Annotated in this window: 13 protein-coding genes and 2 pseudogenes; 6 read left to right on the forward strand and 9 right to left on the reverse strand. The window is 72.3% G+C overall.

Annotation, left to right across the window (positions count from 1 at the left end; all coding sequences use genetic code 11):
* Positions 1 to 142 precede the first annotated feature (142 nt).
* The 4 genes from ADK86_RS30420 to ADK86_RS30435 all read right to left on the reverse strand — a co-directional run bounded on the left by ADK86_RS30420 (position 143) and on the right by ADK86_RS30435 (position 5,402).
* Positions 143 to 901, reverse strand: a complete 759-nt coding sequence (locus tag ADK86_RS30420) for a polyprenol monophosphomannose synthase (protein WP_003984994.1) — start codon at positions 899 to 901, stop codon at positions 143 to 145.
* On the reverse strand, positions 898 to 2,544 hold the full coding sequence (gene lnt, locus ADK86_RS30425) for an apolipoprotein N-acyltransferase (RefSeq protein WP_053699498.1): 1,647 nt from the start codon (positions 2,542 to 2,544) through the stop codon (positions 898 to 900). The genes ADK86_RS30420 and lnt overlap by 4 nt, the downstream gene beginning before the upstream one ends.
* A 632-nt stretch (positions 2,545 to 3,176) precedes the next feature.
* Positions 3,177 to 4,817 carry an amidohydrolase gene (locus tag ADK86_RS30430; RefSeq protein ID WP_053699499.1) on the reverse strand — a complete coding sequence of 547 codons (1,641 nt, stop codon included), beginning with the start codon at positions 4,815 to 4,817 and terminating at the stop codon, positions 3,177 to 3,179.
* A 144-nt stretch (positions 4,818 to 4,961) separates the two neighbouring features.
* On the reverse strand, positions 4,962 to 5,402 hold the full coding sequence (locus tag ADK86_RS30435; RefSeq protein WP_003984197.1) for an Lrp/AsnC family transcriptional regulator: 441 nt from the start codon (positions 5,400 to 5,402) through the stop codon (positions 4,962 to 4,964).
* Positions 5,403 to 5,619: 217 nt separating this feature from the next.
* On the opposite strand from ADK86_RS30435, the gene ADK86_RS30440 reads away from it, so the two are divergent.
* Positions 5,620 to 6,033, forward strand: a complete 414-nt coding sequence (locus ADK86_RS30440; protein WP_053699500.1) for a hypothetical protein — start codon at positions 5,620 to 5,622, stop codon at positions 6,031 to 6,033.
* Positions 6,034 to 6,056: 23 nt separating this feature from the next.
* Here the strand turns inward: ADK86_RS30440 and ADK86_RS30445 are convergent, their stop codons facing one another.
* Both ADK86_RS30445 and ADK86_RS30450 read right to left on the reverse strand, forming a co-directional pair.
* Positions 6,057 to 7,157, reverse strand: a complete 1,101-nt coding sequence (locus ADK86_RS30445; protein WP_053699501.1) for a phosphotransferase family protein — start codon at positions 7,155 to 7,157, stop codon at positions 6,057 to 6,059.
* Positions 7,154 to 8,335, reverse strand: coding sequence for a hypothetical protein (locus tag ADK86_RS30450; RefSeq protein WP_053699502.1), 1,182 nt, complete (start codon positions 8,333 to 8,335; stop codon positions 7,154 to 7,156). The genes ADK86_RS30445 and ADK86_RS30450 overlap by 4 nt, the downstream gene beginning before the upstream one ends.
* A gap of 302 nt (positions 8,336 to 8,637) precedes the next feature.
* Between ADK86_RS30450 and ADK86_RS30455 the strand changes: the two genes are divergently transcribed.
* Positions 8,638 to 9,828: a pyridoxal-phosphate dependent enzyme gene (locus ADK86_RS30455; RefSeq protein WP_053699503.1), complete on the forward strand. Its 1,191-nt coding sequence runs from the start codon at positions 8,638 to 8,640 to the stop codon at positions 9,826 to 9,828.
* An 83-nt stretch (positions 9,829 to 9,911) separates the two neighbouring features.
* On the opposite strand, the pseudogene ADK86_RS30460 reads toward ADK86_RS30455, so the two are convergent.
* Positions 9,912 to 11,024, reverse strand: a pseudogene (locus tag ADK86_RS30460) (acyl-CoA dehydrogenase family protein); the annotation flags it as partial.
* A gap of 446 nt (positions 11,025 to 11,470) precedes the next feature.
* Between ADK86_RS30460 and ADK86_RS30465 the strand changes: the two are divergent.
* Positions 11,471 to 12,742 carry a glycoside hydrolase family 18 protein gene (locus ADK86_RS30465; protein WP_053699504.1) on the forward strand — a complete coding sequence of 424 codons (1,272 nt, stop codon included), beginning with the start codon at positions 11,471 to 11,473 and terminating at the stop codon, positions 12,740 to 12,742.
* A gap of 973 nt (positions 12,743 to 13,715) precedes the next feature.
* Here the strand turns inward: ADK86_RS30465 and ADK86_RS30470 are convergent.
* The gene (locus tag ADK86_RS30470; protein ID WP_053699505.1) at positions 13,716 to 14,855 is read right to left on the reverse strand and encodes a DUF3419 family protein; all 1,140 of its coding nucleotides are present in this window, start codon (positions 14,853 to 14,855) and stop codon (positions 13,716 to 13,718) included.
* 310 nt (positions 14,856 to 15,165) lie between these two features.
* The gene (locus ADK86_RS30475; RefSeq protein WP_159393998.1) at positions 15,166 to 16,224 is read right to left on the reverse strand and encodes a hypothetical protein; all 1,059 of its coding nucleotides are present in this window, start codon (positions 16,222 to 16,224) and stop codon (positions 15,166 to 15,168) included.
* Positions 16,225 to 16,801: 577 nt separating this feature from the next.
* On the opposite strand from ADK86_RS30475, the gene ADK86_RS30480 reads away from it, so the two are divergent.
* The 3 genes and pseudogenes from ADK86_RS30480 to ADK86_RS42625 all read left to right on the forward strand — a co-directional run.
* Positions 16,802 to 17,206, forward strand: a complete 405-nt coding sequence (locus tag ADK86_RS30480; protein ID WP_107088602.1) for a hypothetical protein — start codon at positions 16,802 to 16,804, stop codon at positions 17,204 to 17,206.
* A gap of 551 nt (positions 17,207 to 17,757) precedes the next feature.
* Positions 17,758 to 18,426: a hypothetical protein gene (locus ADK86_RS30485; protein WP_053699508.1), complete on the forward strand. Its 669-nt coding sequence runs from the start codon at positions 17,758 to 17,760 to the stop codon at positions 18,424 to 18,426.
* 386 nt (positions 18,427 to 18,812) lie between these two features.
* Positions 18,813 to 18,908 (forward strand): annotated as a pseudogene (locus tag ADK86_RS42625) (ABC transporter ATP-binding protein); the annotation flags it as partial.

The following is an 18,908-nucleotide window of genomic DNA, read 5'->3' on the forward strand; positions in this document are numbered from 1 at the left end:
GACCGCAAAACTCGGCCTCGCGACGATCACCGGTGGGGCCCGGCCACTCCGCCCGACCGGCCTAGCGTGTGCTTCCGCGAACGTCCGGACCACACGTCCCCAGCGGGGGGGGGCGGAGGCGCGACGGCCCCCGCCGCCGCGATCAGCGTCCGCGGAGCTTGTTGACCCGCGAGCCGACGCCCCAGCCGGTGACCCGCCACAGGGCCTCCACGACGATGTCCTTGCTCATCTTGCTGTCGCCGCGCTCGCGCTCGACGAAGGTGATGGGGACCTCGACGACGTGGAAGCCGCTCTCGACGGCGCGGCGGGCCAGGTCGACCTGGAAGCAGTAGCCCTGCGAGGAGACCTCGTCCAGGCCGAGCCCCTCCAGGGTCTCCTTGCGGAAGGCGCGGTAGCCGCCGGTGACGTCGCGCAGCGGTACGTCCAGCATGGCGCGGCAGTACGTGCTGCCGCCGCGGGAGAGGTACTCGCGGTGCTTGGGCCAGTTCACCACCCGGCCGCCGGGCACCCAGCGGGAGCCGAGCACGAGGTCGGCGCCCTTGAGGGCGGTGAGCAGCCGCGGCAGCTCCTCGGGGCGGTGGGAGCCGTCGGCGTCCATCTCCACCAGGACGCCGAAACCGTGCTCGATGCCCCACCGGAAGCCCGCCAGGTAGGCGGCGCCGAGCCCTTCCTTGCCCTTGCGGTGCAGCACCTGGACGTGGTCGTCCGCCGCCGCCAGCTCGTCGGCGATCTTGCCCGTGCCGTCCGGGCTGTTGTCGTCCGCGACGAGGATGTGCGCCTCCGGCACGGCGGACCGTACCCGCGAGACGATCGGCTTGATGTTCTCCGCCTCGTTGTACGTGGGAATGATCACCAAGGTGGTCCCGAGCGGACCGTACTTCCGCTGACCGCCGTCTGTCACTGCTGCCCCTTCTCGTCCTTGCCACGCCCGCGCCGGCCCACGACTGCCGCGGCGACGCAGGACAGAAGTCCCACGATAGCGAGCACCCACTCCGGAACGGCACCGACGCGGTCGGCCACGGTCTTTTCGTCACGCAGCGGGAGGCTCGCCCGCAGCACCCCTTGGGTGAACTCCGGGATCTTGTGGGTGACCGTACCGTCCGGGGCCACCACCGCGCTGATCCCGCTGGTGGCCGCCGTGACGACGGCACGGCCGTGTTCGACGGCGCGCAGTTTGGACATGGCCAGCTGCTGTTCCGGCTGTCCGGTGCGGCCGTAGGTGGCGTTGTTGGTCTGTACGACGAGCGCGCGGGCGCCCGCGTTCACCGTGTCATGGACGATCTCGTCGTAGGCGACCTCGAAGCAGATGACGTCGCCGAGCCGGGCGGGGCCGACCGCGAGCACCCCGGTGTGGTCGCCGGGGTAGAAGTCGCGCGGCACCCGCTGGAACCGGGTGATGACCTTGCTGAGCTGCTCGCGGAAGGGCACGTACTCGCCGAACGGCACCGGGTGCTGCTTGGTGTACGAGGCGCCGGGGCCCTTCACCGGGTCCCACACGATGCCCTGGTTGAAGACGTAGCCGGGCTTGTCCGGGTGGTCGACGAGGGCGCCGACGAGGACCGGCACACCGATCGACTTGACCGCCGCTTCGATGCGGTCGTACGCCTGCGGGTAGCGGAACGGGTCCAGGTCCGAGGCGTTCTCCGGCCAGATCACCAGGTCGGGCTTCTTCGCCTTGCCCGCCTTCACGTCGGCGGCCAGTTTCTCCGTCGCCGTGGCGTGGTTGTCCAGGATCTTCATCGGGCGGCCGAGGAAGTCCATGCCGGGCTTTTGCACGTTGCCCTGGACGATGGCGATGTCCACGCGGTCGTCCGCGTCGGTGTGCACCGGGACCAGCAGCCCGGACACCGACACCGCGGCGGCCAGGCCGACCGCCTCCACCGCGGGCAGCGCCCCCCGCACCGACTTTCCCTCCCCGCGCAGCCGCCACAGGACGACGGCCGCGGCGGCCAGCAGCGAGCCGCTGAGGGCGACGGCGAAGGTCACCAGCGGCGCACCGCCCAGGGCCGCGAGGGGGGTGAAGGGCGAGCCGGTGTTGGCGAAGGCGAGCCGTCCCCACGGGAAGCCGCCGAAGGGTACGCGGTCGCGTGCCCACTCCTCGGTGACCCACAGACAGGCGGCCCACACCGGCCCGTACTTCAGGCGGGAGGTACGGGCGAGCCCCGCGCCCAGCAGGGCCACGTACAGGGCCTGCACCAGGGCCAGCCCGAACACCGCGTCCCAGCCGACGACGTGCAGCCACTTCAGCAGCAGGAAGAAGAACGGCAGCCCGAAGGCGAAGCCCGTCCAGGCGCCCTGACGGGCCGTCCGGCCGCGCGTGAGCAGGCCGAGGGCCGCGACGCCGACGAGGGACAGCGGCCACAGGTCGTACGGCGGGAAGGCCAGCGCGAGGACGAGGCCGCCGAGGACGGCGATTGCCGTGCGCGGCGCCTCGCGGCGGACCAGCGCCGCGAACCGGCGGCCGCGTCCGCGCCCGGCCGCCGCGTCGGAGCCCGATGGCACGGTCCCGGCCTTTCTTGCAGGTCGTGCGGTGGTGTCGGGCACGGTCGGCCTTCCTTGCAGGTCGTGCGGTGGTCAGCAGACCGTACAACGGTGCCGTGGAATTGCGGACCGGGGGTGCGTGCGGGTATAAGCTCCGCCGCCCGGCGTAGGCGGCCGGGGACCGGCGCACCGCCGTGCGGTGCGGAACGGGGCGCGTCAGCGGGCGGCGTGGACCGGACCGGGGCGCGCGCTCGTGCGCTGCGGATCGGGGCCCGGTGCCCTTCGGGCCGACCTGGGACCCGCTGGCTGCGGGTCGACCTGAAGCCGTTGTCTACTGAGCAACCGGGCCCCACCCGGGTCGCACCTTCCCCCTGGCCCTTGACGAGCAGGGAGGGACCCCCATCCGGCCGAAACCTTCCGTCGTCCCCGTGCCGCAGGGGCTGGACCTGGCTCCCAGTGGCGGTGTGCCGGTGCGGCACCCCGTCCCATGGCCCAGTTGCGTTCGACGACCGCGCGGAGGTCTCCCGGTCTGACGTCCTGTGGTGGACCCGGCCGAACCTACCGGCCGCCGACCGTCTGCTGTCAACAGTTGCCCGGCCTGCGTGGTTTTCGCGTCGCCCCAGGCAGGCACCCGCTCTCCCAGGTGGGGCGGGCGCCCGCGGGCGCATTCCGCCGCGGCACGCGCCCCCGTGAAGTCACTCGTTCGGCCGTCCGTACACCGTGCGACCGCCGACCACCGTCCGCAGGCATACGGGCAGGTCCCGGCCGGGCGTGAGGTCGGGCAGGCCGGGGGTGCCGGAGCGGGGGTCGGTGGACCAGCGTTCGACGCGCTCGTCGGGGGCCTGCACGACCAGGTCGCCGGTGCGCCAGACCGCGTAGTCGGCGGGCGCGCCGGGCACCAGGACGCCCGCGTCGTCGCGGCCGATGGCGCGCCAGCCGCCGCGGGTGTGCGCGGTGAACGCGGCGCGTGCGGAGATGCCGTGCTCACGGGTGCGGTGGAAGACCGCGGCGCGCAGGGTGCCCCACGGGTCCAGCGGGGTGACGGGGCTGTCGGAGCCGAGGGCGAGCGGCACGCCGGCGCGCAGCAGGGCGGCGTACGGGTTGAGGGTGCGGGCGCGTTCGGCGCCGAGGCGGGCGGCGTACATGCCGTCCTCGCCGCCCCAGGCCGCGTCGAAGGCGGGCTGTACGGAGGCGGTCAGCGCGAATTCGGCGAACGCGGCGACGGTGGCCTCGGTGAGCATCTCGGCATGCTCGATGCGGTGCCGGGCGGCCCGGACGCGGGCCAGACCGACCCGGTCGGCGGCGGCCCGTACGCCGTCGGTGACGGCGGTCAGCGCGGCGTCGCCGATGGCGTGGAAACCGGCCTGGAGCCCGGCCTCGGTGCAGGCTGCCACATGCGCCGCGACGGCGTCGGCGTCCAAGTGGGCAGTTCCGGTGTGGTCCGCGTCGGCGTACGGGGCATGCAGGTGGGCGGTGTGCGAGCCGAGGGAGCCGTCGGCGAACAGGTCGCCGGCCGCGCCGATGGCGCCGAGCGCCCTGATCCGGTCGGCGTCCTTTGCGTTGGTGACGGTCTCTGCCCAGTAGCCGACGACGCGCGGCCCGGGTTCGCGCGCGGCGCGGGCCAGCAGGGCGGTGAAGTCGTCCTCGCTGGAGATGTCGGGTCCGGCGCACTCGTGGAGGCTGCCGATGCCCAGCGACGCGGCGTGCGCGAGGGCCGCCGCCTGGGCGGCGTCGCGCTGGGCGGGGGTGACGGTGGCGTGCGCGGCGGCCCGTACGGCGTGGTGCGCGGCGCCGGTCAGCGGCTGCTCGGCATGGGATCCGGGCAGGTCGCGGAGGCCGGGGACGAGGTCGAGGAGGGCGGTGGTGACGACCGCGGAGTGCACGTCGACCCGGGTCAGGTAGAGCGGCCGGCCGCCGGTGGCGGCGTCCAGCTCGGCGCGGGACGGCGGCCGGCCCTCGGGCCAGGCGGTGGCGTCCCAGCCGTGCCCGAGCAGGACCCGGTCCGCCGGGCGGGCCGCGGCGTACTCCCGTACGCGGGCCAGCGCGTCGGGGAGCGTCCGGGCACCGGACAGGTCCAGGCCGGTGAGCGCGAGGCCGGTGGCCGTCGTGTGCACATGTGCGTCCGTGAACGCCGGGGTGACGAGTGCACCGTCGAGGTGGACCACCTCGTCCACGCCGTCGGCGAAGGAGTCGGCGGCGCCCTCCTCGCCGACCCAGGCGATGCTGTCGCCCTCGACCACCATGGCCGTGGCGAACGGGTCGGCGGGGCTGTGCACCTCCCCGCCGCGCAGCAGGACGGTACGGGGCCGGGCCGGGTCGGGGGTGCGCTCACTCATAGCGGACAGTTTGGCCCCTGGGCGCGGCCGCCCGGCACGCGGGGTCGGGATCTTGCCGCGGGCGCGCGGGCGTGGCGCACGCCGCCTTCGCGCGCCCTGACGCCCCCGAGCACTCCACAGCGCCCCAGGGCGCGCCGCTCCGCCTCAGATACGGGGCGGCCGGGCCTCGTACGGCGTGGACAGCACGACCGTGGTGCGCGTGGAGACCCCGGCCAGCGTGCGGATGCGGGTCAGCAGGTGCTCCAGCTCCAAAGGCGTGGCCACCCGCACCTTGAGGATGTAGTTCTCGTCGCCCGCCACGCTGTGGCACGCCTCCAGCTCGGGCACCTCGGCCAGGCGGTCGGCGATGTCGTCCGGAGCGCTGGGGTCGAAGGGTTTCACCGAGATGAAGGCGGTGAGCGGCAGCCCCACCGCCTCCGGGTCCACGATCGCGGCATAGCCGCGGATCACACCGCGCTGTTCCAGGCGGCGCACGCGCTGGTGCACCGCCGAGGTCGACAGGCCGGTGGCCTTGCCCAGGTCGGTGTAGCTCATCCGCCCGTCCTTGACGAGCAGCTCCACGATTTGTCGGTCCAGCTCCTCCACGCGATCAACCTACTGTGCTCGGGCGTGTGTGCGCACCGTACGCCGGATCGTGGACGCGTCCGCGCGGGGCGTGTGACCAATGCCACACGCGTGACCCCGTATCCCTCAGGGCTCGGCGATTATGCGCGGGGCATGGGGGGAATTGCTGCTGTTGGCCGGAGCCGCCCGTCACAGGAAGCCGGCGGCCCGCGCGGCCCACCCGAGGGGGAACAACATCATGCGACGTCAGAAGACCGATTCCGCGCCGCTCAGCCACGACGCCCAGGAGGGCGACAGTCTCGTCCTCGCCGCCGAGGACGAGCTCGACGACTCCTTCGAGACCATGGAGATCTTCCGGGTGACGTGCCCGGACTGCGCCCAGCCGATCGCGCTGCTCGCGGACGAGGACATCCTCCCCGAGCACGCGCTGTGCCCCACGCCGTGGAACCCCTTCTGCCTGACGGTGTGCGAGGGCTCCGGACGGCCGGTCTCGGACGCGCCCGCGACGGACGACTCGCTCCGCGCCCAGGAGCAGGACGCCGCGGTGCTGCTGACCCTCCCGGAGGGCCTGGACTGGCGCCGGCAGCCGTTCTCGCACGTGGGCGGCCCGGGCACGCGCCCGACGCGGGTACCGCGGATGCGCCGGCCCTGAACCCGGGCGGCGCCGGGCCTTCCTCACCAGTAGCGGCCCTCGATCATCGCCTCCAGCGCGGCCCGGTGCATGATCAGTGCGTCCGGGTCGGCCGGCACGGGCATCTCGCCGAAGTGGACCTGCCGGTAGGCCACGCGCAGCATGACGACGGCGTGCCTCAGGGCCGCGTAGAGGGTGTGGAAGTCCATGGCGCGCGGGATGTGGCCGGTGAGCCGGGCGTAGCGTTCCTCGACGCGGTCGCGGCGCAGGAGGCCGGGCAGTCCCCGCTGCCCGCCGCTCACCGCCAGGTCGTGGAAGAACCGGTGAAGGTAGATCATCCAGCCGAGGTCGAGTTCGCGCGGACCGGGGGCTGCCATTTCCCAGTCCAGTACGGCCGCGGGCCTGAACCCGTCGTAGACGATGTTGCCGATGCGGGCGTCGCCCCAGGTCAGCACGGTGTCGTCGGGGCCGTCGGTCTCCGGCGGCCAGTGGTCCGCCAGCCAGGCGAAGCCGCGCTCGATCAGTGGTGACGGCTCGCGCCCAGCGACGACCCAGGCGTAGTACGCGCGTTGGGCCGCCACATGCCGCCGCAGTGCGCTCCCGTGGCCGGGCAGGGCGAGGAACCGCGCCTCTTCCGGGGGCACTTGGTCATGGATCCGGGCGAGGACCGAGACCGTGTCCGCTTCCAGTGCGGCGCGCTCCGCGTCGGTGGCGGCGTGCAGCCAGCTCCCTTCGTACGTGTACGGCATGACGTCCGGCGGCACGCGGCCCTCCACGCGCTCCATCACGAAGAACGGCGCGCCCAGCGGCTCCGGGTCCTCTTCGAGCCAGAGGGTGCGCGGCACCGGTACGTCCGTGCGCTCGGCGACCAGGCGCATCGTGCGGTACTGCCGGGCCATGTCATAGGTGGGGAATACCGTGTAAGCGGCGGGGTCGGCGGCGAGGCGCAGCGCGCAGGAGCGGACGGGCGGACGGGGGTGGTCGATGTCGAAGAGCAGGGTTTCGCTGGACATGCCGTTGGAGGCGGGGACGGTCGCGGCGACCGCCCGCGCGCCGGGCAGGCGGGTGCTCAGCCAGGCGGACAGACGCCGGGTGAGTTCCCCGGGGTCGCGGGTGGTGGTGCGGGGCCGGGGTGTGCTGCTCATGACCGGTCCTCGCGCGGCTGCGGGGCGGCGGGCCGGGGCTGGGGAGCGTCCGGCCGGGCCGGTGCCGTGTCGCCGTAGCCGGTGAAGCCGCTGGGGTCGTGGCGGCCGAAGCTGCCGTGCTCGAAGATCCCGTATCCGGTGCGTCCTTCGAGGGTGAAGCGGGCCGCGTGGTCGGTGACGCCGTAGGCGGCGAGCGGGTGGGCGGCGGGGTCGCCGAGGTCGTAGGTGCGGCGGTCGGTCCAGCCGCGTCCGCGCCAGGTGCCGTGCTGCCAGTCGTCGGCGGGCGGGTAGCCCGCGCCGACGGCCAGCGGTGAGGAGGTGAGGATCTCGGCGGCGAGTTCGAGGGGCTTGCGGGCCGGGTCGGTGAGGTGCAGCACGGCCCGCTCGGGCTGCCGGGTCCCCGCCCGGTAGGTGATGTCGGCGTAGGGCCAGCCGAGTTGGACGTCGGGGACGCCGTCGCGGACGAGCAGCGCCTCGTTGAGCGTACGGTGCCCGTCGGCGTCCTCCTGGACGATGACCATCACGAACCGGTCGTCGAAGCGGACCGGGCACCAGATCCAGTGGAAGCCCTCGGGCCGCGCCTCCTCGGCGGCGCGCCCGCCGTCCTCGCCGGGGATCGGCCGCACGCCCCAGCTGCGGTCGCGGGTGCCGGTCCACTCCCCCGCCGTGACGGCCAGTTCCTCGCCGGCGGCCCGTACGGTGCCGGTGCAGGTGCCGGCCTGCACGAACCGGCGGCCCTCCAGGGTGAGCCGCCCGCCGCGGTACTGCGTGTGGTGCGGTTCCCAGACGGCGGGGAAGGCGGCGTGCCATTCGAGGTCGCAGGAGAGCCCGCCGGGGTCGGCCGGGTCGGCATCGCAGCGCAGCCGGAGCCGTTCGAGGGGCCGGTCGACGGTGATGGACAGCGGGCCGACGGTGAGCGCGAGGCGGTCGTCGCTCAGCGCGTCGGAAGCGCGCACGGCGTGCAGGCGGTCGCCGAGCCGGAGCGTGGCGTAGGCGTCGATGACACCGGTGTTGGGATAGACGCCGAGACCGGCGATGAGCAGCGCACGGCCGGTGTGGTCCAGGACATGGAAGATGCAGCGGTCGTAGGCGTTGCGGTCGCCGGTGGCGACGTGCCGCATGGACAGCGGCACTTGGTGGATCGGGTATTCGTCGAGTGCGATCGGACGGTCGGTCACGGAACACCTCCTGGACGCGCGGGCACACGGTCCGATGGCCGCGGCGGACCCCGGCCCGCCGCCGTACGGCCGTTTCCCCAGCGGAATTTGACGGTACGTCAGGAGTACGCGCGGAACCATAGCCGTGCCCGCCCGAGGACGTGAAGGGCTCCCGCGGCGCCCCGGCACCGCTCCCCCGCCGCCGCAGGAGCGCGGGCCGGGCGGCCCGGCTCCGCTGTACGGCGTACACGGCACCGTAGAGTGGGGCGCGAAGGTCATCACGGACGCCGGGGAAGCGGCGGCGACGCAACGAGGGGGACACCATGACGACGGCAAGCTCCGTACCGGACCCGAGCGGCCTGCACTGCCTGCGCTGCGGCCTGGAGGTCAGGGGCTTCGCCGGCTGCCCCCGGTGCGCGGCCGACGGGATCGGCGCCAACGCGATGCCGCCGCTCGCCGACCTGGACGGCCTGGAGCTGGCCGGATATCCGGGCGGCCCGTGGGGCTGGCCGGAGACGCTGCCGGTCAGCGGCCCGCCGGTGACGCTCGGCGAGGGCGGCACACCGAACATACGGCTGCGCACCGACCCGGCCGCGCTCGGCGACGGACGCGCGCCCGAGTGCGGCAGCGAGTTGTGGGTCAAGTACGAGGGCGGCAACCCGACCGGCTCGCACAAGGACCGGGCGATGGCGGTGGGCGTGGCCGCGGCGGTGGAGACCGGCGCCGACACGGTGTGCGCCGCGTCGTCCGGCAACGCGGGCGCCGCGGCGGCCGCCTACGCGGGCCGGGCCGGGCTGCGGTGCGTGGTCTTCACCACCGAGAGCGTGCCGCCGGCGCTGGCCGCGCAGATCGATCTGCTGGGCGCCGAGCAGGTGCGGTGCGCGGGCGGCTTCCCGGAGCGCAACGCCGCGATGGCGCGGGCCGTCGCGGAACACGGCTGGTATCCCCTGACCAGCTACTCCTCGCCGTCGCCCGGCGGAAACCCGTATGCCAACGAGGGCTACAAGTCGGTCGCGTACGAGCTGGCGCGGGACTTCGCGGGGCGGCGGATCGGTGCGGTGGTCGTGCCGACCAGCCGCGCGGACCTGCTGGCCGGGATCGAGCGCGGCTTTTGCGAACTGGCGGCGGCCGGGCTGGTCTCCGCGGCGCCGCGGATGATCGCCGCCGAACCCGCCGGGGCGGCCCCCTTCACCGCCGCGCTGCGTCACGCCGACCGCGCGGCCCAGGAGCGTACGCGCGTGGAGAGCCACCCCACTGCCGCCTTCTCGCTCGGCGAGAACAGCCCGTGCTGGCAGGGGCTGGACGCGCTGTGGCGGTCCGGCGGCACGGCCGTCGCCGTGGCGGAGAAGGAGTTCCTGGCCGAACAGCAGCGCCTCGCCCAGCAGGGCCTGCTGCTGGAGGCGTCGTCCGCCGTCGCGGTGTCCGTGGCCCGCCGGATGCTGCGCGAGCGGCCGGAGCCGGTCGTGGCGATCGGTACGGCGACGGGCATGAAGGGGCTGGGCCCGGCGGCGTGAGCGGCGGGGGGGGGGGGGGGCCCCCCCCCCCCCCCCCCCCCCCCGGCGGCGGGGGGCCGGCCCCCCCCCGGGGGGGGGGGGGGACCCTCGACGATCTGGAGGACCTTGGCCTCGCGCATGTAGCGCTCGGCCGGGAAGTCGAGGGTGTAGCCGTAGCCGCCGAGGAGCTGTACGGCGTCGGTGGTGACGCGCATCGCGGTGTCGGTGCAGAACAGCTTGGCCATCGCCGCCTCCTTGGAGAACGGCTGGCCGGCGTCCCGCAGGCGGGCGGCGGTCAGGTACAGCGAGCGGCCCGCCTCTATCTGCGTCGCCATGTCGGCGATCATGAAGCGCAGGCCCTGGAAGTCGGCGATCGGGCGGCCGAACTGCTGCCGGGAGGCGGTGTAGGCCAGCGCCTCGTCCAGGGCGGCCTGGGCGACGCCGATCGCGCAGGCGGCGATGCCGAGGCGGCCCGAGTCCAGCGCGGACAGGGCGATCGCGAAGCCCTGGCCCTCCTCCCCGATCCGGCGGGCGTCGGGCACCCGTACGCCGTCGAAGTGCAGCTGGGCCGTGGGCGAGCCCTTCATGCCCATCTTGCGCTCGGGCGCCGCCGCGGTCAGGCCGTCCGCGTCACCCGGCACCAGGAAGGCCGTGATGCCGCGGGGGCCCTTGTCTCCCGTACGGGCGAGCACGGTGTAGAAGTCGGCGACGCCGCCGTGGGTGATCCACGCCTTGGTGCCGTCCAGCGTCCAGACGTCCCCGTCGCGGACCGCGCGGGTGGTCAGCGAGGCGGCATCGGAACCGGAGGAAGGCTCCGAGAGGCAGTAGGCGCCGAGCAGGCCGCCGCCGAGCATGGCGGGCAGGTGCGTGGCGCGCTGCTCCTTCGTACCGAACTCGGCCGTGGCGTGGCAGGCGAGGGTGTGCACGCTGACGCCGAGGCCCACGGTCAGCCGGGCGGCCGCCAGCTCCTCCAGCACCTGGAGGTAGACCTCGTAGGGCTGCTCGCCGCCGCCGAACTCCTCGCCGTACGGGAGGGAGAGCAGCCCGGCCTCGGAGAGCAGCGTGAAGATCTGCCGGGGGAAACGTCCCGCCTCCTCCTGCTCCGCGGCGGTCGGCCTGATCTCACGCTCGACGAGATCCCGTACCAGCGTCAGCAGGTCGCGGGCCTCCTCCGTGGGCAGCCTGCGGTCCACCGGCCGGGGGCCGTACTCGTTCATGCGGCGCTCTCCTCCCTGTCGGGCGCTGCGACGACGCGCCCGAGGGTTGAGGCGGCGCCGCCGGTTGATCACACAGTGCTCAGCAGATGATCGCGCACCGGGTCGCGGAAGGCGGTGACCTGCAGCTGTGGCGCTAGGAGTATGCCCGATCGGCAGCGCTACGTCACTGGTTGACCTGCATCTCTTCCGGGCCCGTGCCGGACTTGGTCATCACCGGCTCCGGACGCGCGGACTCCGGTCCGGCACACCGCCGCATCCCCGCCTCACCTGGCACGACACACGGAACGCCGCGGCAACGGGAAGCGGTACGCGACAGGAAATTGGTCCAAACCATTGACCACACTGGTCTAGTCCTTCTACCTTCTCCGGCAACGCTCAACGCGTTCATGCCAATTCGGAACGCGTTTTCCGTTCGCTCCACCTCGACCCCCCTCCGAGGAGACGACATGCCCAGACCGCTCCGTACGCGATCGCCGCGCCGGATGATCGCCGCCACCACCGCGCTGTGTACCGCGGCCCTGGCCGGCACCCTGTTCGCCGGCACGGCCGCCGCGGACCCCGCCGCATCCGCCGCCCCCACGGCCGCGTCCGCCCCCGCCGGCACCCAGGCCGCGGCCGGGAACAAGGTGGTCGGATACTTCACCAACTGGGGCGTCTACGACCGCAATTACCACGTGAAGAACATCCAGACGTCCGGCTCGGCCGGCAAACTCACCCACATCAACTACGCCTTCGGCAACGTCCAGGGCGGCAAGTGCACCATCGGCGATGCCTACGCCGACTACGACAAGGCCTACACCGCGGACCAGAGCGTCGACGGCAAGGCCGACACCTGGGACGCGGGCGCGCTGCGCGGCAACTTCAACCAGCTGCGCAAGCTCAAGAAGCTCCACCCGAACCTGAAGGTCATCTGGTCCTTCGGCGGCTGGACCTGGTCCGGCGGCTTCGCCGAGGCCGCCAAGAACCCCAACGGTTTCGCGCAGTCCTGCCTGGACCTCGTGCAGGACAAGCGCTGGGCCGACGTGTTCGACGGCATCGACATCGACTGGGAGTACCCCAACGCCTGCGGCCTGACCTGCGACACCAGCGGCCGCGAAGCGCTCACCAACGTACTGAAGGCGCTGCGCGCCAAGTTCGGCGGCAAGCTGGTGACGGCGGCCATCGCGGCCGACGCCTCGGCCGGCGGGAAACTGGACGCCGCCGACTACAAGGGCGCCTCCCAGTACGTCGACTGGTACAACCCCATGACGTACGACTACTTCGGCGCCTGGGACGCCAAGGGCCCCACCGCCCCGCACTCCCCCCTGACCGCGTACAACGGCATCCCGAAGGCCGGCTACAACACCGCCGACACCATCAAGAAGCTCAAGGGCATGGGCATCCCCGCCAACAAGCTCCTGCTGGGCATCGGCTTCTACGGCCGCGGCTGGCAGGGCGTGACCCAGGACGCCCCCGGCGGCACCGCGACAGGCGCGGCTCCGGGCAAGTACGAGGCCGGCATCGAGGACTACAAGCTCCTCAAGACCCGCTGCCCGGCAACCGGCAAGGCCGGCGGCACCGCATACGCCAAGTGCGGCAACCAGTGGTGGAGCTACGACACTCCGGAAACCATCGGCTCCAAGATGACGTACAAGAACCAGCAGGGCCTGGGCGGGACGTTCTTCTGGGAGCTGAGCGGGGACACGGCCAATGGGGAGCTGATCAAGGCGATCAAGTAGCCGCCCCCGGCATCGCTCGCCGCTCCGCCCGGTCCGGGCTGCGCGCCGCGGTCTGTTCGCCACCGTGCCCGGTGGCGAACAGACCGCATCGTTGTGGTGGTTACCAGGCCGCCCACCGGAGAAGCAATTCGACGGTCCTGAACCGCCGTTCGGACACGCGGTACGGTGTCGCCAGAACTGAACCTCCTCAGTCGCAGGGGAACCGGAGGACCCGGTCGGCCTCCAGAAGAGCGCGGCGAAGCCCTGCGCCTCAACAAGCCTGACCACTTGCTCGGACCCCTAACGGGCGCAAGACGACGGGGCGGCCGGCACCATTCCGCGTTGGTTCCCCTGCTGTCCGGCAGCGTCACTTGACCAGGAGGGGTAGCTGGATTCGGAAGGAGCACAGGCCGCCCCGTCCAGGGCTGCACGCGGGTCCACCCCAGGAGACAGGGGACGACGCCCGGCGTGCCGGCGACGGCCAGTCGCAGGCCCGCGCCTGCGTCGCCCGCGTCGGCCTGGCCGGCCAGACCGACGTCAAACCGTCCTCCGTGACCGCCTGGGCCGGCGCGGAGGTCTTCGACGCCACCGGCAGCATCGAGCAGGTCGCCCGATGGCTGGGGCTGCGTTCCCTGGATCGGGCCGTTCGCGCACGCCAGGGGCCTGATGCCGGGACACCGAGAGGAGAGGACCACGGACTCGTATGGCGGTCAAGCATGGTGATCCGCGCCGGCGGGTGCCGGAGTCGGGTGCCGGCGGGAATGCCGTCATCGGTTGTGGTGGTGCGCGCCGTCGGATGCGGCAGCCGGCCGGCGCCGTCAAATCCAGGTTTGCCATCATCTCCACACTGGCCAGGACCTGCTCGGCGCGGGCCGGGGGCCGTCATGCGGGGAGGCCAGGCGGGGGCTCTGTCACGATCACGTTCCGTCGGTGGGGTTGGGGCCGGCGGTCCGCACAGGCGGACGGCGGCGGTGGGGCAGGTCGTGCGTGCGGGTCAGCTGGCCGTGGGAGGCCGGTCGGTCTTCACGCCTACGTGTAGGGCCCGGCAGAAGAAGCTGCGGTCCTTGGCATGCAGCTGATCGGCTACCGGGTCCCAGGCGAAGGCCGATCCGCAGCCGCGGATATCGAAGGACGAGTTGAGCTGGCGCACGATCACGATTCCGCCCGGCCGCAGGGCCCGCCAGGCTCGCTCCAGGGTGCGGCGGGCCTGCACAGGATCGAGCCCGTCGAGGAGGTTCGACAGGTGCACCATGTCAAAACCGCCCACCTCGACGGCCGCGAGCGCCGCGTCCATCGGGCGGTGCACGAAGGAGATCTGCGGCAGCGACGATGCGGAGGGCTGACGTGTCAGCCACGGCACCAGCACACCGGGCGGGAAACGACCGGCCAGCAGCTGCCACAGATACGGGTTGTCGGCCGCGGGCCGGGTCGCCAACACGTGCCGGGTGCGGCGGGCGAAGTACCGGGCGAACGGCTCGACCCGGTTGTCGGTGGCCGCCTTGCCGAACAGCCGCACCAGCGTCTGCTGGCGAAAGGCCGCATGGAAGGCTCGGTCGAGCGCTGCGCCGAGCCCGGTCTCCGGTGCCACCCGCCGGGCCTGCTCCACCGGGTTCCGCAAGGCCAGCACAGTGCTCACCGCATCACGCACCGGGGCAAATTCGTCCCGGAAGAGGGCGAACAGCCGCTCGTAGCGGCCGCAGAAGTCCGGGCCGACTTTGGCGACCTCCGCCAGCGGCCCGAGCGCGTCCGGCGCGAGGCCCAGGCGGCCGAAGGCTGCCTCCAGCCGGGCACGGCGCGTCGATCCCGGCATCGGCAGGTGTCCCAGCAGCCGCAGCCGATCCGGCGTATCGGCCGTCTGCAGCAGATGCAGCTTGAGCCGGGTCAGCGCGAGTTGGGCGGGGTTGGTATCGACCAGATGCAGCAGACTGGTCCCCTCGAACGCCGCCAGCGCGGCAGCGGTGCACCCGCCCGAGGCCGCCAGCACGACCCGCAGCCCCTGGCCCCGGACCTGTCGCTGCCGCCCGGCCAGCCACAGGTCCTGCAGCGCGTCCTCGCGGACCTGCGCCAGCGCCACCGGAACGCGGCCTTTGGGGGCCGCCCATTCCGCCAGTGGCGCTGCCGACTGGTAGCTCACCTTGCTCTCCTGGTTCTTTCCTGCTCACAGAGTCTTCCGCGAGACCGTGTCACGCTCGCCCGTCATCACCGCGCTGCCAGTGCCCGGGACGTGGCGGGCGGCCGGGCCCCTCATCGGCCTGGATCGGCGTCGCACCGAAGACAACCGTGCCGAACCGGCTTCCCCGCGGTCGACAGCGCTCTCCACGGCCGGTAGGGGCCGTGAAGAGCGCTGTCAGGGAGGCTGAACCTGGTATCCGGACCGCTCGGCAGCGTTTGCGGGACGCAGGGGTGTCGTAGGCGGCCGCCTGCCGAGCAAGACCGGGCCGGGACTATTCCTGGAGCTTGAAGTAGGTGACGGAGGTGCTGGACTTGGGGGACTGGACGTAGACCCGGGCGGGAATGGTGATCAGCTGATCCTTGTCCGGATTGGGCTCGGTCTTGTCCGTGTGCCGGTGGACGACGATGTAGCCGACGTAGTACGCGCCGTCGCGGCGGCCCTGGATGCTCCCCTTCTTGTCGCTCGGGAAGTCGACCTCGGACTTGTCCTCCTGAGTGCTCGTCACCCGGTTGAGGGTGGTGGAGGAGTAGCTGTATTCGAAGCTGACCTCACCGCCGACCTCTCCCCCGGTTCCGCCCTTGTCCCCTGGCGGCGTGACGGTGAGCTTGGGCGTGAACTTGCCGCCCATCTTCCAGCCCGTCGTCGTGCTCTTCTCGTCGACGGCCTCCCCCTTGGTCATGAAGGTCTTCTTGCCCCCGCCCGCCAGGCCGCTGCTGCCGCCCGCCTTGGGGTACTTGGAGCCGGGCTTGGTGTCGAGCTTACCGACGAAGACACAGGGATTGGCCTTCTCGGCATTTTGCGTCTTGCTGGCATCGGCGGACTTGCCCTCGCAGTATTCCTTGGCAGGGCCCCCGGTGAGGTACGGATAGGTCTTGTCGTCGTTGATGTCCTTGCGGGCCTCGGGTTCGGTGGCCTTCGAATCCGCCATCTGCTGGGCGACCTTCTTCAAGGGCGCGGGATTGTCTCCGTTGCTCGCGTACGCCTTCGCCGCCTCCTTGGCATCTGCGACCGCGTCCTTGGGGTCGTAGGTGGGCTGCACATCGTCCAGGGTGACGGGATTGTCCCGGTCGAGGCCCTGGGGGTAGCCCATCACGCTTTCGCTTTTTTCGACGGGGGCGTACCCCGGCTTGTCCTTCGTCCCCTCCATCGCCGCGACGATGTCGTCCTCGGACGTGTACACCTTGGTGTTGTCGATCGCGGGTGTGTCGGCAGCCACAGCCGCCGGCGCGGTGCCCACCAGGAGCGGAGACGCGACAGCCATGGCCGCGGCCAGCAGCACGGCGCTCCTGGCCTTGGATGACGCGCGCAGGGTGGGGGCTGAGTTCGTCATGACGGTAAGTAACTCCCTTTTCTCCGGCTGAGATCGGGCCGGTTGTATTGCCGTGGGCCCGCGGGGGCGGTCCAGGCTCTCTGCGGGGCCACTGGGGACGCGGACGACGGGCCGGCTGTGCAATCCGTGTACACATCGGTCGCAGACACAAGGCGTAACGCCTGAAAAGTTCCGATGGGAATGCGAAACAGGATTGACGCCTTATGCGGGGTCAGAGCCGGCTTGGGCGTCCGGTGTTCAGCCATTGAAATCCGGCCGGGGCCCGGTGTCGATGCCCCGGCCGCGATCCCGTGGCCAGATCCATACAACCCTGCGGGCCACCACAGCCCGCGCCGCGCCGGTACCACGAGAACTAGCCGGGCCGACCACGGTTTCTCACCGGCCGCGTCGGCAAACCAGCAGGTCAGGGCGCCTTTCGGTGGCTGTAACAGTCTCGCGTGACGATCGAGATGTGGCTGATACATGGCCTTGCGGCGGCCGCAACACAGCACTGGCAGCTTGCCGACCCAGGCGCCTTCGACGCGCCTAAGCCACGTTCGACGAGCCGGACGCCCCGCGCGTCCCGGAAGGAGCAGCGTTGCCCTTGCAGGCCATGCCGCACGCCCGGCGGACCAAGCGCACCGCACTGCGGACCGCCCTCGCCGTCGCGGTGACCGGCGCTGCCATCGCCCTCCCGGTCGGCACAGCGGCCGCCATGCCCACCGACTACGTCAAGGAGGTCAAGACCCACAGCGGCGAGACCCTCGAGCTGGACGGCTATACGCGCAGCGTCAGCGTCCAGGACCGTGAGCACGGTGTCACGGGCGTGCTGAACCACGACAAGCCGGGCCCGGTGGAGAGCCGGACGGACCCGAACGGCACGTACACGCTGGTCTTCCCCAAGCCCGCGGCGCAGGCCGACGCCACACCCAAGGTGGTCTACCAGCACGACGGCAAGACCGTGCAGACCTTCGATCTGCCCAAGAGCTCCGCCGCCGGCTGACCGCCCTGCCAGACCGGCGGCCCCCGGCTCCATCCCGCATTCCCCCGGCCGGGGGCCGCCATCATTGAACGGGCACCCAGTCGCGCGGAGCCCGCCCTCGCCGCACACCGCCCCCCTTGCACAGTCCCCCGGCCGGGCGATATTCCTCGCACCCCGTCACGCGGCTCCGGCTCTGCGGTACGGCCCCCTCCGGCCGCCTCGACGTCCGACCGGACGCAGGGGCTGCACGAGCAGCATGCGGCCACCACGACGGGAACGGGCGCGTAAAGGCGGCGACTTGAGGAAGCCCCCGCTGCCCGAGGCATCGCGGGCGAAAGGACGCGTGCCTGGGCGTCCCGCGAAGAGGAACTCACCAGTCAGCCGGCGATCGGAGAACCGGGCAGGAGGGGCGTTCCCTGGCCGGGCGGCAGATGCGGGTTATCGTCTGCACACCGTCGGGCCGGCTCTGAGCGACATGGAGAGAACGTTTGCCCCCGTACGTCTCAGCCCCCGTGTCCCTGCCGGGGTGCGCCGTCCGCGCTCTGCGCCCGCCCCGTAGCGCCGTACGAGCGGTGGCACTGGTGAGCGCGGTGGCGGGCATGGCGACGCTGCTGGGCGGGTGCGGACAGGCCGACGGACCCAAGAAGGCGGGACAGGCCGCCTCCGTCGCCAGTCCGACGGAACTGTGGCCCGAGCGCACCCCCGCGCCGCCGCGCTCTCCTTACCAGAAGGATTACGACGCGCCACTGCCTCTTCGCTCGCTGCCCGAGGTGACGGATATCCGGAAGGTGTCCGCACTTGCCGCCGTCCGGGCGCAGATGGACGAGGACCGTCGGCTCGGGGACCCCCCGTACTTCGAGGAGGACGACAAGAGAGCGATCCGTACTTGCGCCCGCCGGCCGGACGCGGACACCTGTCCCGTACACGCTCCCGTCTACCACGACCTGACGGGCGACGGCCGCGACGAGCTGATCGTCGGCGTCGAGGGCAAGCACCACCTGCTGACCATCTGGGTCTACCGGCTCAAGGACACGGTGGTGCAACGCATCCTGAAAACCCTCAGTTTTCCGCGGACGGTGCAGATCGCCAACGGCAAACTGATCACGCGGGACCCCACGGACAAGCCCGGCTACGAAAGCCGCACCGTCTACGGGTGGAACGCGCAGCACCAGGTCATGGAGGAAGAATCCAACGGGTACAACCGGCATCCCTCGGCGTCGGCCGCGCCCGGGGGCCGGTGAGTCGTGCGTACGCCGCGGCTGCGTCCGTCCCGGTGGCTCCGGCTTCCGGCGGCCGTCGCCAGGTGGGCCTCAGCCCGTGGATCTACGCGTCCGCCAGTATCGTCCGCGACACGACGAGCTGTTTCCTCGACGATTGCGCCGGGTGCGGGCGAGCCGGTCCGGACGGGCGACCAGAGGGATGCCGGAAGTCCGGCCGGTACACGGGCGGGACCTCCAGCCGCTTCCGAGTCAGGTATACACCACATGTATACACCTAGTGTAGAGTGTGCCGTGTCCTACCCGGGACGGCCATGGGCACCGCATACGGCACCCATGGCGCTCCCGTCGGTGGAGCCCCTGGCCCTGCCGCCCGGCCCGTCCCTGTCCGTACTTCCGGAGGCCCTCGTATGACCCCGGCCGGTTCCCTGCTCACGGCCCGCGCGCTGCACAAGGCGTACGGCTCGACCCCCGCGCTCGACGGCGCGGACTTCTCCATCCACCCC

Origin of the sequence: Streptomyces sp. NRRL F-5755 (assembly GCF_001279365.1) — a bacterium.
Taxonomy (GTDB): domain Bacteria; phylum Actinomycetota; class Actinomycetes; order Streptomycetales; family Streptomycetaceae; genus Streptomyces; species Streptomyces rimosus.

What these genes read in the sequence shown, in the direction of transcription:
- ADK86_RS30430 (WP_053699499.1), bottom strand. Translation starts at nt 4,817, where the DNA reads ATGAGTGAGCGCACCCCCGACCCGGCCCGGCCCCGTACCGTCCTGCTG.
- ADK86_RS30440 (WP_053699500.1), top strand. Translation starts at nt 5,620, where the DNA reads ATGCGACGTCAGAAGACCGATTCCGCGCCGCTCAGCCACGACGCCCAG.
- ADK86_RS30445 (WP_053699501.1), bottom strand. Translation starts at nt 7,157, where the DNA reads ATGAGCAGCACACCCCGGCCCCGCACCACCACCCGCGACCCCGGGGAA.
- ADK86_RS30455 (WP_053699503.1), top strand. Translation starts at nt 8,638, where the DNA reads ATGACGACGGCAAGCTCCGTACCGGACCCGAGCGGCCTGCACTGCCTG.
- ADK86_RS30465 (WP_053699504.1), top strand. Translation starts at nt 11,471, where the DNA reads ATGCCCAGACCGCTCCGTACGCGATCGCCGCGCCGGATGATCGCCGCC.
- ADK86_RS30475 (WP_159393998.1), bottom strand. Translation starts at nt 16,224, where the DNA reads ATGACGAACTCAGCCCCCACCCTGCGCGCGTCATCCAAGGCCAGGAGC.